The sequence below is a fragment of the Micrococcus sp. CH7 genome (assembly GCF_001595485.1).
GTDB lineage: Bacteria > Actinomycetota > Actinomycetes > Actinomycetales > Micrococcaceae > Micrococcus > Micrococcus luteus.
Window position 1 is genome coordinate 102735 of the sequence record NZ_LOSQ01000027.1, and the last position, 14291, is coordinate 117025.

At 76.2% G+C, this 14291-nt stretch carries 11 protein-coding genes; 2 read left to right on the forward strand and 9 right to left on the reverse strand.

Annotation, left to right across the window (positions count from 1 at the left end):
• Nucleotide 1: 1 nt before the first annotated feature.
• Nucleotides 2–3235 carry an efflux RND transporter permease subunit gene (locus tag AUV08_RS07525; protein ID WP_036312982.1) on the forward strand — a complete coding sequence of 1078 codons (3234 nt, stop codon included), beginning with the start codon at nucleotides 2–4 and terminating at the stop codon, nucleotides 3233–3235.
• 46 nt (nucleotides 3236–3281) lie between these two features.
• Here the strand turns inward: AUV08_RS07525 and AUV08_RS07530 are convergent, their stop codons facing one another.
• Both AUV08_RS07530 and AUV08_RS07535 read right to left on the reverse strand, forming a co-directional pair.
• Complete coding sequence (locus AUV08_RS07530; RefSeq protein ID WP_036312986.1) at nucleotides 3282–6326, reverse strand: AAA family ATPase; 3045 nt, start codon at nucleotides 6324–6326, stop codon at nucleotides 3282–3284.
• Complete coding sequence (locus AUV08_RS07535) at nucleotides 6323–7546, reverse strand: exonuclease SbcCD subunit D (RefSeq protein ID WP_036312989.1); 1224 nt, start codon at nucleotides 7544–7546, stop codon at nucleotides 6323–6325. Before AUV08_RS07535 ends, AUV08_RS07530 begins: the two co-directional genes overlap by 4 nt.
• A 66-nt stretch (nucleotides 7547–7612) precedes the next feature.
• On the opposite strand from AUV08_RS07535, the gene AUV08_RS07540 reads away from it, so the two are divergent.
• On the forward strand, nucleotides 7613–8767 hold the full coding sequence (locus AUV08_RS07540) for an ADP-ribosylglycohydrolase family protein (protein ID WP_036312992.1): 1155 nt from the start codon (nucleotides 7613–7615) through the stop codon (nucleotides 8765–8767).
• A 5-nt stretch (nucleotides 8768–8772) separates the two neighbouring features.
• Here AUV08_RS07540 and AUV08_RS07545 read toward each other — a convergent pair whose 3' ends face one another.
• From AUV08_RS07545 to clpS, 7 genes are read right to left on the reverse strand one after another with little or no spacing between them, the layout of a single operon-like run.
• Nucleotides 8773–9918 (reverse strand): exonuclease domain-containing protein, encoded by a 1146-nt coding sequence (locus AUV08_RS07545; protein ID WP_036312995.1) that lies wholly within the window; start codon nucleotides 9916–9918, stop codon nucleotides 8773–8775.
• The gene (locus AUV08_RS07550) at nucleotides 9915–10604 is read right to left on the reverse strand and encodes a non-canonical purine NTP pyrophosphatase (protein ID WP_036312997.1); all 690 of its coding nucleotides are present in this window, start codon (nucleotides 10602–10604) and stop codon (nucleotides 9915–9917) included. The genes AUV08_RS07545 and AUV08_RS07550 overlap by 4 nt, the downstream gene beginning before the upstream one ends.
• The gene (rph, locus tag AUV08_RS07555) at nucleotides 10601–11365 is read right to left on the reverse strand and encodes a ribonuclease PH (RefSeq protein ID WP_036313000.1); all 765 of its coding nucleotides are present in this window, start codon (nucleotides 11363–11365) and stop codon (nucleotides 10601–10603) included. The genes AUV08_RS07550 and rph overlap by 4 nt, the downstream gene beginning before the upstream one ends.
• A 22-nt stretch (nucleotides 11366–11387) precedes the next feature.
• Nucleotides 11388–12203: an MBL fold metallo-hydrolase gene (locus AUV08_RS07560; RefSeq protein ID WP_041103211.1), complete on the reverse strand. Its 816-nt coding sequence runs from the start codon at nucleotides 12201–12203 to the stop codon at nucleotides 11388–11390.
• Nucleotides 12200–13132, reverse strand: coding sequence for a glutamate racemase (gene murI, locus AUV08_RS07565; RefSeq protein ID WP_041103213.1), 933 nt, complete (start codon nucleotides 13130–13132; stop codon nucleotides 12200–12202). The genes AUV08_RS07560 and murI overlap by 4 nt, the downstream gene beginning before the upstream one ends.
• Complete coding sequence (locus tag AUV08_RS07570; RefSeq protein ID WP_036313009.1) at nucleotides 13129–13896, reverse strand: DUF2017 family protein; 768 nt, start codon at nucleotides 13894–13896, stop codon at nucleotides 13129–13131. The genes murI and AUV08_RS07570 overlap by 4 nt, the downstream gene beginning before the upstream one ends.
• Nucleotides 13897–13904: 8 nt before the next feature.
• Nucleotides 13905–14267 carry an ATP-dependent Clp protease adapter ClpS gene (gene clpS / locus AUV08_RS07575; protein WP_002857236.1) on the reverse strand — a complete coding sequence of 121 codons (363 nt, stop codon included), beginning with the start codon at nucleotides 14265–14267 and terminating at the stop codon, nucleotides 13905–13907.
• Nucleotides 14268–14291 lie beyond the last annotated feature (24 nt).

Genomic DNA, 14291 nt, shown 5'->3' on the forward strand with positions numbered 1-14291 from the left:
GATGGGAGCGCTCGCACGGTTCTCACTCGGTCGGCGGGCGCTCGTGGCGCTCGTCACCGTGTTCATCGCGGTGTTCGGCGTCCTCTCCGCCGGGCAGCTCAAGCGGGAGCTGATCCCCCCGCTCGAGCTGCCCGTCATCTCCGTCTCGACGCTCTACCCGGGGGCGTCCCCCGAGGTCGTGGACGCTCAGGTGGGCGAGCCCCTCGAGACGGCCCTGCAGGCCGTGGAGGGGCTCGAATCCTCGCGGTCCACGTCGCAGTCCGGCTTCAACGCGGTCCAGCTGGAGTTCGCCTACGGCACAGACCTGAACCGGGCCCGGTCCCAGGTGGACCGCGTGGTGGCCAACCTGGGGCCGCAGCTGCCGGAGGAGGCGGAGACCTCGTCCTTCGCGGGCTCCGTCTCCGACTTCCCGGTGGTCTTCCTCGCCCTGTCCGGGGACGAGGACCTCAACACCCTGCGCCGCCGCGCCGAGGACGTCCTGGCCCCGCGGCTGCAGAAGATCGACGGCGTCCGTGGCGCCGACGTCCTCGGCGGCACGGACGAGAACGTCTCCGTGGTCCCGGACCCGGCCGCGCTCGCCGCCGCCGGGCTGACCACCTCCGACATCACCGACGCACTCGAGGAGAACGCCGGCCTCTTCCCCGTCGGCCAGGTCACCGAGGGGGCGACCACCTATCCCGTCCAGGCGGGCGCCGCCGTCGAGGACCTCGAGGGCCTGCGCGGGATCGTCGTCGCTCCCTCCGGCGACGGCGAACCGCGCACCCTGGACGAGGTCGCCGACGTCACCCTCGTGGCCGCGGCCCCCACGTCCCTGACCCGCACCGACGGGGTGCCGACGCTGTCCGTCTCCGTGACCGCGACCCCGGACGCCGACCTCGTGGCGGTCTCGCAGGCCGTGCGCGACGCCCTGCCGGAGCTGGCGTCCCTGGTCGGCGGCGGCGCGGACCTGACCGTGGTGTTCGACCAGGCCCCGTTCATCCAGCAGTCCATCGACACGCTGTTCCAGGAGGGCCTGCTGGGCCTGGCGTTCGCCGTGCTGGTGATCGCCGTGTTCCTGCTCTCGGTGCGCTCCACCCTCGTCACCGCCGTGTCCATTCCGCTGTCCCTGCTGGCCGCCCTCATCGGGGTGGCGGCCTTCGGCTACTCCCTCAACACGCTGACGCTCGGGGCGCTGACGATCTCGATCGGCCGAGTCGTGGACGACGCGATCGTGGTGGTGGAGAACATCCGCCGGCACCTCGGCCTGGGTGCCGACCGGCGCACCGCGATCCTGGACGGCACGCGCGAGGTCGCCACCGCGATCACCGCCTCCACCCTCGTCTCCGTGGCCGTGTTCCTGCCCATCGCCTTCGTGGGCGGCCTGGCCGGCGAGCTGTTCCGGCCCTTCGCCGTGACCGCCACGGTCGCCCTGCTGGCCTCCCTCGTCGTCGCCCTGACGATCGTGCCGGTGCTGTGCTGGTGGTTCCTGCGCTCCCCGCGGCGCGGGGCCGAGACCACGGCCGCGCCCGCCGTCCCCGGCGACCGGCCCGTGGCGGCCGGCGGATGGCTCACCCGGGCCTACCGCCCGGTGCTGCGCTGGACACAGCGGCACACCGTGGTCACCCTCGCCGCCGCCCTGGCGCTGCTGGCCGGCACGGCCGCGCTGGTCCCGCTGATCCCCACGAACCTCCTGGGCGACTCGGGACAGAACTCGTTCGTCGTCACGGCGGAGCAGGAGCCGGGGACGTCGCTGGAGACCACGGCCGCCGCCGCCGAGCGCATCGAGCGGGTGCTGCTGGACACCGACGGCGTCGAGACGGTCCAGTGGACGGCCGGCACCGCCGCCGGTCCGATGGGGGCCTTCGGCGGCTCCTCGGCGGACCGGGCGCGGTTCACGGTGGTGACCGACCCGGATGCGGACCAGGTGGCCCTCCAGGACGGGGTGCGCGCCGAGCTCACGGGTCTCGACGGCGTGGGCGACGTGTCCGTCTCCACACAGCAGGGGCCGAGCGGCGGCCAGGACATCGAGGTGGCCGTCTCCGCCCCCGACCCGCAGGCCCTCACCGCGGCCGCCGATCAGGTCGCCGAGGCGCTGCGGCCCGTCGAGGGTGCCCGCGAGGTGACGACGCCGGCTTCGGACCTGCGCCCGACGTTCCAGGTGGACGTGGACACCGTCGCCGCCGCCCGGCTCGGCCTGACCGAGGAGGCGGTGGCCGGCCAGGCCGCCGCCGCCCTGCAGGCCGTGCCCGTGGGCGACGTCCGCTTCGGGTTCGAGAGCTTCGCGGTGCAGCTGGGTGACCCGGAGCCGGTCGAGTCCCTCGACGCCCTGCGCCAGGTGCCCGTGGAGACGGCCGAGGGGCCCGTGCCGCTGGGGGACCTCGCCGAGGTCTCGCGAGTGCCGGTGCCCGCCCGGGTGACGTCCTCGAACGGCGAGCGGACCGCCGTCGTCACGGTGACCCCGGACGACGAGGACCTCGGGGCCGTCTCGCGCCGGGTCACGCAGGCCGTGGCGGAGCTGGACCTGCCCGAGGGCGTCACCGCGGCCGTGGGCGGCGCGGCGGAGCAGCAGGCGCAGACGTTCCGGGACCTCGGACTGGCGCTGCTGGCTGCCGTGGCGACCGTGTACGTCGTGATGGTGGCGACGTTCAACTCGCTGCGCCAGCCGCTCGTGCTGCTCGTGTCGATCCCCTTCGCCGCCACGGGCGTGTTCCTGGCGCTGCTGGCCACCGGCACGCCGCTGGGACTGTCCACGATGATCGGGCTGCTCATGCTGGTGGGCATCGTGGTGACGAACGCGATCGTGCTGATCGACCTGATCAACCAGTACCGCCGCGACCGCGGCATGACCTTGGACGAGGCGATCGAGGTGGGCGCGCTCAACCGCGTGCGCCCGGTGGTGATGACGGCCCTGGCCACCATCCTGGCCATGACCCCGATGGCCCTGGGCATCACGGGGCACGCGGGGTTCATCTCCCAGCCCCTCGCGGTGGCCGTGGTGGGCGGCCTGGTGTCCTCCACCCTGCTCACGCTCGTGCTCGTGCCCGTGCTGTACCGGCTCACCGAGGTCCGCGGGGAGCGCCGCCTGCAGGAGGAGCGCCGTGTCGCGGCCGAGCGGGAGGCGCAGCGCGTCGCGGCCGAGCGCGCGGCCGAGCAGGCGCGCCGGGCTGAGGAGCGTTGGGCGGCCCCGTCCGAGCTCGACGCCGGACGCCTCGGCCGACTCCGGCAGCGCCTCCGCCGGCGGTGGCGCCGGGCCTGACCTCACGCGTGGCGCGGGCCGGGGCGGCGGGGCGCACCCCCGTCGCTCAGGCGCCGTCGTGCACCGCGAGGCTCGAGCCGCGCCGGTCCTTGCGCACCTCGAGGCGCACGCCGATCTCCTGCCTCATCCGTTCGACGTGGGAGACGAGGCCCACGGTCCGGCCACCGGTCCGCAGGGTGTCCACGACGTCCAGGACGTCGTCGAGGGTGTCCGCGTCGAGCGAGCCGAAGCCCTCGTCCACGAAGAGCGTGTCCAGTTCGATGCCGCCGGCTTCGGCCTGCACGGTGTCCGCGAGCCCCAGGGCGAGGGCGAGGGAGGCCATGAAGGTCTCGCCGCCCGAGAGCGTGGCCGGGTGGCGCGTCTCGTCCACGTAGTGGTCCCGGATGACGAGTTCGAGGCCCTTGTTCCCGCGCCCGCCCACGGCGTCGGAGTACTCGATCGAATACCGCTGGTCCGTCATGGCGAGCAGACGCTCGGTGGCCGCGGCGGCGACCTCCTCGAGCCGCCCGGCGAGGACATAGCTCGTCAGGGGCATCTTGAGCAGGTTCTCCCCGCCGCCGCGGACGAGGTCGAGCAGCCCCCGCACCCGCGTGTGCTCGGCGATGAGCCCGGCGGACCGCTCCAGGACCTCGGTCAGGGCGGCCGACTGCCGGCGCACCGTGGCGACGAGCGAATCGAGCCGCCCGACCGCCGTCGCCCGGGACGAGCTCGCGGCCTCGGCCGCGGCGAGCGCCTCGGCGGCGGCGCGGGTCTGCTCCTCGGTCGGCGGCTCGACGCCCGCCTCGGCGAGGGCGCGGCCCCGGCGGACGGGCTCGCTCGCCTCGAGCTCGGCGAGGCGGGCCCGTTCGGCGTCCCACTCCTGCACGGCGGCCGTGCGGTCGGCGGCCTCCGTCTCCTCGAGGCGGGCCGCGCGCGCCGCGTCGACGTCGTCGAAGCGCTGTTCGGCCAGCGTGGCGGTGAGCGCCTGTCCGGTCTCGTCGGCGACCGCCCGGGCGCGCGCGTCCTCGTCCTGCGCCGCAGCGAGGGCGGCCAGGACCCGGCGTGCGGCGGTGACCTGGTCGCGGCGGGCGTCGAGGGTCTCGGCGTCGCCGCGGGCGGCCTCGACGGCGTCCCGCAGCTCGGTCAGCCGGGCGGCGCGGTGGGCGGCGGCCTCGGCGAGCCGGCCGTCCTCGGCCGCGAGCGCGGCGGCGGTCTCGTCGGCCCCGGCGAGCGTCTTCTCGGCGGCGGTCAGCCGGCGGCGGTCCGCGGCGAGGTCCTTCGCCGCCTGGTCCAGCGCGGCCCGTTCGGTCTCGGCGCGCTCGAGCGCCTCCCGCGCGGCCTCGGGTGCGAGCCCGGCGGCGGCCTCGCCCGCCGAGCGGAGGGTCTGCTCGGCGGCGCGCAGGGCGGTCTCGGCGTCGGTCGCGGCCCGGTCGGCCGCGGTCCGGGCCTGCTCGGCGTCCCGCACGTCCGCCTCGGTCACCGCGGTGTCCGCGGTCGCGGCCGGGGCCGGGTGCTCGGGCGAGCCGCACACGGCGCACGGCTCGCCGGGCACGAGCCGCTCCGCCAGTTCGGAGGCGGCCTGCTCGTACCGGGCACGCAGCAGACCGACGTGCCGTTCGGCGGCCTCACGTCGCCGCTCCTGTGCCTCCCGGTGGGCCCGGGCCGCGGTCTCGACCTCGACGGCGCGGGCGGCCGCGGCCTCGGCGGCCGTGCGGCGAGCGGCGGCCTCGGACACGGCGCGGTCCACGGCCTCCCGGGCGCCGAGACGCTCGGTGCCGCGTTCGACGACCGCGCGGTGTGCCGCGACGGCCGCCTCACGCTCGGGGCGGGACTCGACCAGGGCGGCGCGGTCGCGGTCGATCTCGGCCCGACGCTCCGCCGCGGCGGCCGCCTCCTGCTCCAGCTCGCGCATCCGGTCACGGTCCCGGACGGCGCGCGCCACCGCCTCCGCGGCGCGCTCGGCCTCCCCCAGCGCCTGGCGGGAGGCGGGCGCATCGGCGGCCCCGTCCGCCCGGGCGGCGGCGAGCCACGCCGCCGCGGTCGGCTCGTCCTCGACGTGCGCCAGGGCCTCCGTCACCGCCTCCGACGCGGTGCCGGCGGCGTCCGCCGCCGCGGAGGCCCGCTGGGCGGCCGCGAGCACCCGCCCGGCGCGCTCATGGGCGTCGACGGCGCGGCGCCGCGCCGCGGCGGTCTCGGCCTCGGCGTCGTGGTCGCGTCGACGGCTCGCCCACGCCTCGGCCGCGGCCAGGTCCCGCCCGCGGGTCTCCAGCTCACGCGCCGTCACCCGGGCCCGCTGCTCCGCGGCGCGGGCCGTGGCGAGGTCGGCCCGCGCGTCCTCGTGGGCGCGACCTGCGCGCTCGGCGGCGAGGGCGAGCAGCCGGTCGTCCGTGTCCGGTGACGGCTCCGGCGCATGCCAGTCCGGGCCGAGCGCCTCGTGGAGCGCCTCGGCCAGCTGTGCCCGCGCGGTCCGGGCCACGTCCGCGTCCACGGCCACCGCGGTGTCCAGCCGGGCCGTCTCGACGCGCAGGTGCTCCTCGACGCCGTCGAAGCGCTGCGTGCCGAAGAGCCGCCGCAGCAGGACGCGGCGCTCATCCGACTTCGCGGTGAGGAACTGGGCGAACTGTCCCTGGGGCAGCAGGACCACCTGTATGAACTGCTCGGCGTCCAGGTGCAGGACGGCCGCGATCTGCTGGCCGACCTCGTCCGCCCGGGTGAGCGGCGCCGTCCATTCCCCGGCCACGCGTTCCCGCAGGGAGACCGTGGCCTGCGTGGTGACGGTGGCGCCCCCCGCTGCGCTGCGTCGCCGGCGGGGCCGCTCGTGCTTGGGTGAGCGGACCACCTCGAAGCGCCGGCCCTGCACGGTGAACTCGACCTGCACCTCGGGGATCACCGCGCCCGGCTCGCGCAGCGTGGTCACGAGCGACTCGGCCGACCGTCCGCCTGGCACGGTCCCGTAGAGGGCGAAGCACAGCGCGGCCAGCACCGTGGACTTGCCCGCGCCGGTGGGCCCGTCCAGCAGGAACAGGCCGGCCGCGTTGAGCCGGTCGAAGTCGACGTCCTGCGCCTGGGCATAGGGCCCGAGCCCCTCCAGGCGCATCCGATGGATCCTCATGCGCGCACCTCCGCCGCACGGGCGGCCTCGAGGGCGTCCCGCAGCAGGTCCTGCTCCGCCTCGCTGGCCGGCCGCTGCCGGACGTGGTCCACGAAACCGACCGCGAGCGCGTGGTCCGAGGGTGCCTGCCGCAGGACCTGGGCGTAGGTCCGCTCCCGGGCCCGCCTCCCGCCGGCCGGTTCGTGGCGGAAGACGAGCACGGAGGGGAACCGGGTCTTCAGGCGCTCCAGGGCCCGCTCGGGGCGTTCGTCGTCGGTGACGGTGACCTGCACCCAGCACTGCTCCGCCCACGCGAACTCCGGGGACTCCAGCAGGTCCTCGATCGGCCCGGACAGCACCGCCAGGCGCCGTCCGGCGTCCCAGTCCACGGCCTCGACGTCGGTGACGGCCCCGCCCGTGACGTGGACGAGCCAGCCGCCCTTGCGGTGGCCCGCCTCGGCGAAGGAGTACGGCAGCGGTGAGCCGGAGTACCGCACGTGCTCTGCCAGCCGCTGGCGGCCGTGCAGGTGGCCCAGGGCCGCGTAGTCGAGCCCGTCGAACACGGAGACCGGCACCTGCCCCAGCGTGCCCACCAGCATCTCGGGCGGGGCGTCCGGCTCAACGTGCTCGCCCTCGCCGATGTCCCGTTCGGACTCGGAGCCGTGGCCCCCGGCCGCGAACAGGTGGGCCAGCACGACGGCGGCCACCGGCTCCGGCGTCTCGGCGCGGCGGGCGGCCAGATCGGCGTGGACGCGGCGGACCGCCTCCGTCAGCACGGCCGTGTGGTGGGGCTCCACGCCCCAGGCCGGTCCCTGGTGGCGCGGTTCGAGGTAGGGGATGCCGTAGACGGCCACGGTCTGGCCCGCACCGCCGTCGACCCCGGGCTCGGTGAGCAGCACGGGGCGGTCCAGCTCCGCCGCGTCCGCGCGCACGTGCACGCCCGCGGCCGCCAGGAGTCCGCCGCCGAAGCCGAGGCGCACCGCCGAGTCGTGGTTGCCGCTCGTGAGCACCACCTGGGCGCCGGCCGCGTGCAGCCGGGTGAGCGTCCGGTCCAGCAGCCGGACGGCGTCCGCCGGCGGCAGCGCGCGGTCGTACACGTCCCCGGCCAGCAGGACGGCGTCCACGCCGCGCTCCGTCACGGTCGCGACGAGGGCGTCCAGGACCTCCTCCTGGGCCTCGAGCAGTCCGGTGCCGTGGAACGACCGGCCCAGATGCCAGTCCGAGGTGTGCAGCAGGATCATGCGGCCCACTCTAGGGAGGGTGTGGACGGGATAAGCACGACGCGGTGCAGCTCGTACGATGGCGGCATGTCCGCCACCGCGCCCGAGCCCACCGCCTCCTCGTCCACGCCCCTGCCCGGCCCCGAGCACGCCGACCGGGTCCTGGCCCTCCTCGCGGCCGGTGCCGCCGGGGACGCGCTGGGCGGCGTCGTCGAGTTCACCCCCGCGTCGGGGATCGCGGCGGTGCACGGCCCCGCCGGCGTCACCGACGCCGCGGACCTGCTCGCCCAGCAGGGCGCCCACGCCCTGCCGATCACCGACGACACGCAGCTGACGCTGTACGTGCTCGACGGCCTGCTCGAGTGGATCGAGTGGCAGAACGACGGCGTCCCGGCCGATCCTGCGGCGTGCGTGTGGCTCGCGTGCCTGCGCTGGTTCGCCACGCAGGACGGCGCGCTGCCCGAGGGCGCTCCCCCGGCCCCGCCCCGCTGGATCGACGCGCACGCGGAGCTGAAGGTGCGCCGCGCGCCGGGCACCGCGTGCCTGAGCGGGCTCGCCGAACCGGGGATGGGCCTGCCGGGCGACCCGCACAACCCGGGTTCGAAGGGCTGCGGGACGGTCATGCGCTCGGCCCCGTACGGAATGGTGCCGGGGCTCGAGGACCCGCACGTCGTGTCCCTTGCCCGCCAGGGGGCCGTCCTCACGCACGGCCACCCCACCGCGTGGGTCGCGGCGGCCGCGTACGCCCTCGTCATCGCGGCCCTGCTGCGCGGCCTGGACCTGGCCGCCGCGGTCGCGCACGCCCGCGCGTGGCTCGACACCCTGGGCGAGGAGGCCGAGGAGACCCGCGCCGCCGTCACCGCGGCGGTCGACCTGGCCGGCACCGTCGACGCCGACCCCGGCGCCCCCGGCGCCCTCCCCACCGCGCTCGGCGAGGGCTGGGTCGCGGAGGAGGCCCTGGCCATCGCGCTGTATGCCGCGCTCACCGCGCAGGCGGCGCACCCGGCCGATCCGGCGGCGGCGCTCGCCCTGGCGCTGCGGATCGGCGTGAACCACGACGGCGACTCCGACTCCACGGCCTCGCTGGCCGGGCAGGTGCTCGGCGCGGCGCACGGCACCGCCGTGTTCGGCGCGCACGACCCCGCGGACCGCGCCGCGGCCGAGGCCTCCGTCCCGGGGTGGATCGCCGAGCGCGAGGTCGTCCTGGAGGCCGCCCGGCGCTGGAGCGCCGCGACCACCTGAGTGGTTCAGCGCGCGGCGTCCGGCCAGTTCCCGTCGAGCATCTGCAGGAACTCCCCCTCGGAGACCAGGGCGATGGCCTGCCCACGGTCCCGCCGGCGCAGGGCGTCCCGCGTCTTGCGGTGCGCCAGCGCCGTGGTCACGGCCTGCGGTGCCCCGTCCTCGGCGCGCGGGCGGTGCAGGTCCGCGGCCTCGAAGCCGTCCCCCACGACGAGCATCGTGGTGGCCGCGCCCACCCGGTTCGCGGTCTGCGCGCCGTGCGCGGCCGCGCGCGTCTTGGCACTCTGACGCGACATGCCGATGCCGCCCGTGAACACCACGGTCTGGCCGAACAGGGGGTGACCCGGGTCGGCGGTCGGGTTCGGGGGCGGATTGACGCCCTCGTCCGGCCAGCGCATGAAGTCGGGCATGGCGCGTTCGTCCCGCAGCGGGACCCGCGCGTCGAAGACGCCCTCAGTGCGCCGGGCCTGGCGGGTGGCCTTCGACTCGGCGCCCGATCCCGCCGCCCGGGGGGCGAGGACGCTGACGCCCAGCCCCTGGGCCCGCATCAGGCGGTCGACGCCGCGGCCGGCCGGCGCGTCGGTCAGCCCGGGCAGAATCTCCGCGTCGGCCGGCGGCGCCCCCAGCACGCGCCGGCCGATGTCCACGAGGATGGCCGCGCAGGCCTCGGCGTCGGCCAGTGCGTCGTGGTGGCGTCCCGGGGTGAACCCGGCCTCGCGCGCCGCGGAGGGCAGGGCGTACGAGGGCAGGTCGTAGACGCGGCGCGCCAGCACCAGGGTGCACACGAACTCCAGGCCCGGCACGTCCCGGCCGGAGACCTCGAGGCCGGACTCGATGACGCCGACGTCGAAGCCCGCGTTGTGCGCCGCGAGCACGTCCGTCCCCACGAAGTCCGCGAGCTCGTCGTACACCTGCGCGAACCGGGGGGCGTCCAGGACGCGGTCCTCGGTGATGCCGTGGATGCGCACGTTGCGGGGATCGAACCGGTCGAAGCCGACGGGCGGACGGATCAGCCACTCCGCACGGTCCACCATGACCCCGTCCCGCACCCGGACGGCGCCCACGGCACACGGGGAGCCGCGGAAGCCGTTGGCGGTCTCGAAGTCGATCGCGGTGAAGTCCAGCCCCGGCACGGGGGCGCGCCCGCCGCTCACGGGCGCGCGTCGAGCGCGTCCACCAGGTAGGGCAGCAGGGCGCGGAAGGCGTGCCCCCGGTGGCTGATCGCGTTCTTGTCCTCGGGGCTCAGCTGCGCGGTGGACACGTCCCGGCCCTCGGGGCGCAGGATCGGGTCGTAGCCGAAGCCGCCGTCCCCCACGGGCTCGCGCAGCAGGGTGCCGGGCAGGCGGCCGTGCTCGACGTGCTCGACGTGGATGGCCCGGGCGCCCGCGGCGTCCGGGCCGCTGGGGACCGCGAGCGCGGCGGCGCACACGAACTGGGCACCCCGATGCTCGTCCGGCACGTCGGCCAGCTGGGCCAGCAGCAGCTCGAGGTTGGCACGGTCGTCCCCGTGGCGCCCGGCCCAGCGGGCCGAGAAGATCCCGGGGGCGCCGTGCAGCACGTCCACGGCCAGACCGGAGTCGTCCGCGACGGCGATCAGCCCCGTGTGCGCGGCCACGGCGCGGGCCTTCTTCAGCGCGTTCTGGGCGAACGTGACGCCGTCCTCGACGACGTCCGGGGCGCCCACGGCGCCCGCGTCCACCACCGCGGCCTCCACGTCGAGGCCGGGCACGGCGCCGGCGAGCAGCTGCCGCAGCTCGCGCACCTTGCCCGCGTTGTGCGTGGCGAGCACGACGCGGGCGCCCTCCGGCAGGCCTGCCGACGAGGAGGCGGGCGCGCTCACGCCCGGTCCTCCGTGGCGGCGGCCAGGGTCTCGGCCTGGACGCGGGCCAGCTCACCCGTGCCGATCAGGGCCAGGTCCAGCAGGGTGTCCAGCTCGGCGCGGGTGAACGGCGCGCCCTCGGCGGTGCCCTGCACCTCCACGAACTCCCCGGCCCCGGTGACGACCACGTTCATGTCCGTCTCCGCCTTCACGTCCTCCACGTACGGCAGGTCGAGGACGGGCACCCCGTCCACGATGCCCACGGACACCGCGGCGACGGAGTCCTTGAGGACGGCGGCGCCCTTCGCGAGGATCCCCTCGCGCCGCGCCCAGGCCACCGCCTCGGCGAGGGCGACGTAGGCGCCCGTGATGGCGGCGGTGCGGGTGCCGCCGTCGGCATCGAGGACGTCGCAGTCCAGGACGATGGTGTTCTCCCCCAGGGCGGACAGGTCGATGACGGCGCGCAGGGACCGGCCGATCAGGCGGGAGATCTCGTGGGTGCGCCCGCCGATCCGGCCCTTGACGGACTCCCGCTGGCTGCGCTCGTTGGTGGCCCGCGGGAGCATCGCGTACTCGGCGGTGACCCAGCCGGTCCCCTCGCCCTTGAGCCAGCGCGGCACGCCCTCGGTGAAGGAGGCGGTGCACAGCACGCGGGTGTTCCCGAACTCGATCAGGGCCGAGCCCTCCGCCTGCCGGGACCAGCCCCGGGTGATGGTGATGGGGCGCAGCTCGTCGACGGCGCGGCCGTCCGGGCGGGGGGCGGTGGGGGCGGGAGAGCTCATGGCCTCCAGTCTAGGCACGCCCTCAGACGCCGTAGCTCAGCCCCGAGACGGCGACGGCCAGCGGGCCGTCGTACACCGCGCGGGCCTCCTGGACGGCGCGCTGCGGATCGTTCCACACCGGCAGGTGTGTGAGCAGCAGCTTCCGGGCCCCGGCCTGCGCCGCCGTCTCGCCGGCCCGTCGGCCGGTCAGGTGGACGCCGTCGATGCCGTCGTCCCGGCCCTCGTGGAAGGCGGCCTCGCACAGGAACACGTCCGCGTCCCGCGCGGCCTCGACGAGCCCCTCACACGCGTCGGTGTCCCCGGAGTAGGTGAGCACGCGGGTGGTGACGTCGCCGTCGTCGTCGACGCGGTCCACCTCGACCCGGATCGCGTAGGCCTCGTCGATGGGATGGCGCACGGGGACCGGGGTGAACCGGAACGGACCGAGCCGCTCGGGGCGGCCGGCGGCCCAGCACCGGAACTCGAAGTCCTGGTGCATCCCCGGCTCGGGGTCCATCCCGTACGCCTCGGCGATGCGGTCGGCGGTGCCGGCGGGTCCGTAGACGGGCAGCCGGCCGCGTCCCCAGCCGGCCGGGTTCCAGCGGATGGCCACGTGCATCCCGCACAGGTCCATGAAGTGGTCCGGGTGCAGGTGGGAGAGCAGGATGCCGTCCAGGTCCTCGAGCTCGACGTAGCGCTGCAGCACGCCGAGGGCGCCGTTGCCGAGGTCGAGCAGGATCCGCCACGTGCGCGGGGTGACGCCGTCCTCGGCCACGCCCTCGGCGGTGAGGAGGTAGCACGAGGCGGGCGAGCCCGGGCCGGGGAAGGACCCGGAGGCCCCGATGATGGTCAGCTTCACGTCACACCCTCCTGCTCGGGGCCCGGCCGGACGGAGGCCGCCGAGCGCGTCGGGACCGGCGCGGCCGCGGGGCGGGGCGCGCCGATCGTCTCCAGGCGTCGCACGGACTCGACCTCGGGTCCGAGGAAGCGGCGCGCGAGGGCCTGGAAGTGGTCGGGGTCGCCGGTGGCGGCGAAGCGGTGGCGGGTGGCCTGGCCGGAGCCCGCGGCCGAGTGGGGGTGCTCGAGGCCGAGGCGGACCAGCTCCCGGTAGAGGTCCTTGGCGGTCTCCTCCGCGGAGGAGACGAGCGTGACGTCCTCCCCCATCACGAGGGAGAGCGCGCCGGTCAGCAGCGGGTAGTGGGTGCATCCCAGCACGAGGGTGTCCACGCCCGCCGCACGCAGCGGGGCCGTGTACTCCCGGGCGGTCTCCAGCAGTTCGGGGCCGGTGGTGATGCCGGCCTCCACGAACTCCACGAACCGCGGGCACGCGACCGAGGTGATCTCGAGGTGCGGGGCGGCCGAGAACGAGTCCTCGTAGGCGCGGGACCCGACGGTCGCCTCGGTGCCGATCACACCGATCCGGCCCGTGCGGGTGGCTGCCACGGCGCGGCGCACGGCGGGCTGGATCACCTCGATCACGGGGATGCCGTGGCCTCCCGTGTAGCGCTCGCGGGCGTCGCGCAGCACGGCGGCCGACGCGGAGTTGCACGCGATCACGAGCGCCTTGACGCCGCGCGCGACGAGCTCGTCCATGATCGCCAGGGCGAGGGCCCGTACCTCGGCGATGGGCCGCGGGCCGTACGGCGAGTGCTCCGTGTCGCCCACGTAGAGGATGGACTCGTGGGGCAGCTGGTCCATGATCGCCCGGGCCACGGTCAGCCCGCCCACGCCCGAGTCGAACACGCCGATCGGCGCGGCGGCGTCCACGGCGGCGCGCTGGCCGCTCACTGCTCGCCCTCCGCGTCCCCGGCGCCCGGCGCGGACTCGTCCGAGCCCTCGGGCAGCTCGCTGAGCATCTCCGTCATGAGCGTCTCCAGCAGCCACGAGGTGAAGTTGTAGAGCAGGGCCATGGTGGACTCGACGTCCTCCGCGCTGCGCCAGTCGTCCACGGCGTGCACGCGGGCGGCGTCCTCCTCGGTCTCGACGCCCAGGCGGGCCGCGAGGACGAGGCGCACGTCGTTGAGCGCGCGGCCGAAGGCCGGCGCCTGGTCGTGCGGGACCTCCACGCGCGTCGAGCGCAGCAGCTCGAGTGCCAGGCGCGCGTCCGCGAGCTTCCCCTCCGACAGGGCGTCCTCGGTCAGGGCCCGGTGGGCGCCCTGTTCGGCGGCGCCGGCCTGGGGCATCGCATCCGGCAGGAGGCGTGCGACGGCCGGGTCGGTGGGGGCCGAACGCTGCGGCTCCGGGTCCTGGCTCAGGTGCAGCCCGGAGACCAGCCCCCAGAACGCGGCGTCGGACGCGTCCAGCCCGGCCACGGGGCCCGCGTCCTGCGCGGCGGACACGGACGGCGGCGCCGCCGGGGGATCTTCGGGCGTGTCGACGCCGTCCTCGGCGGCCGGGGCCTCGGCGGGGTCCGCCTCGGCGGGGCGCACGTCCGCGCGTCGGCCCTCGAGCAGGGCGACGACGTCCCTGACCAGCCCGCGCAGCAGGCGCACCTCCGGCAGCTCCAGCTGCGCCGTGTACCCCCGCCGCGTCCAGCGGAACCGTTCTGCCATGCCCCTCCTCAGTCCTCCGCCTGCTCCAGCGTGGCCCACAGCCCGTAGCCGTGCATCGCGCCCACGTGCAGCTCGGCCTTCTCCTTGGTGCCCGTCGCCACCACGGACCGGCCCCGCTCGTGGACCTCGAGCATGAGCCGCTGCGCCTTGGCCGCGGAGTAGCCGAAGTGGGTGCGGAACACGTAGGCCACGTAGCTCATCAGGTTCACCGGGTCGTTCCACACCACCACGTTCCACGGCCGGTCCCGGGCTGTGTCCTCGTGAGGCCGCTCCAGCAGGGCGGTGTCGGTGGCGCCGGCGGGGACGGACTCACCCGGCGCCGGACGCACGGCGCGCGGCGCGGACGGATCGTGGCGGGTCAGCACGGACATGCGCCCCAGTGTACGAGGCGGGCG

Excerpts from the sequence above, each read along its gene's own strand:
- AUV08_RS07525 (WP_036312982.1), top strand. The coding sequence starts at position 2 with ATGGGAGCGCTCGCACGGTTCTCACTCGGTCGGCGGGCGCTCGTGGCG.
- AUV08_RS07530 (WP_036312986.1), bottom strand. The coding sequence starts at position 6,326 with ATGAGGATCCATCGGATGCGCCTGGAGGGGCTCGGGCCCTATGCCCAG.
- AUV08_RS07535 (WP_036312989.1), bottom strand. The coding sequence starts at position 7,546 with ATGATCCTGCTGCACACCTCGGACTGGCATCTGGGCCGGTCGTTCCAC.
- AUV08_RS07540 (WP_036312992.1), top strand. The coding sequence starts at position 7,613 with ATGTCCGCCACCGCGCCCGAGCCCACCGCCTCCTCGTCCACGCCCCTG.
- rph (WP_036313000.1), bottom strand. The coding sequence starts at position 11,365 with ATGAGCTCTCCCGCCCCCACCGCCCCCCGCCCGGACGGCCGCGCCGTC.
- AUV08_RS07570 (WP_036313009.1), bottom strand. The coding sequence starts at position 13,896 with ATGGCAGAACGGTTCCGCTGGACGCGGCGGGGGTACACGGCGCAGCTG.
- clpS (WP_002857236.1), bottom strand. The coding sequence starts at position 14,267 with ATGTCCGTGCTGACCCGCCACGATCCGTCCGCGCCGCGCGCCGTGCGT.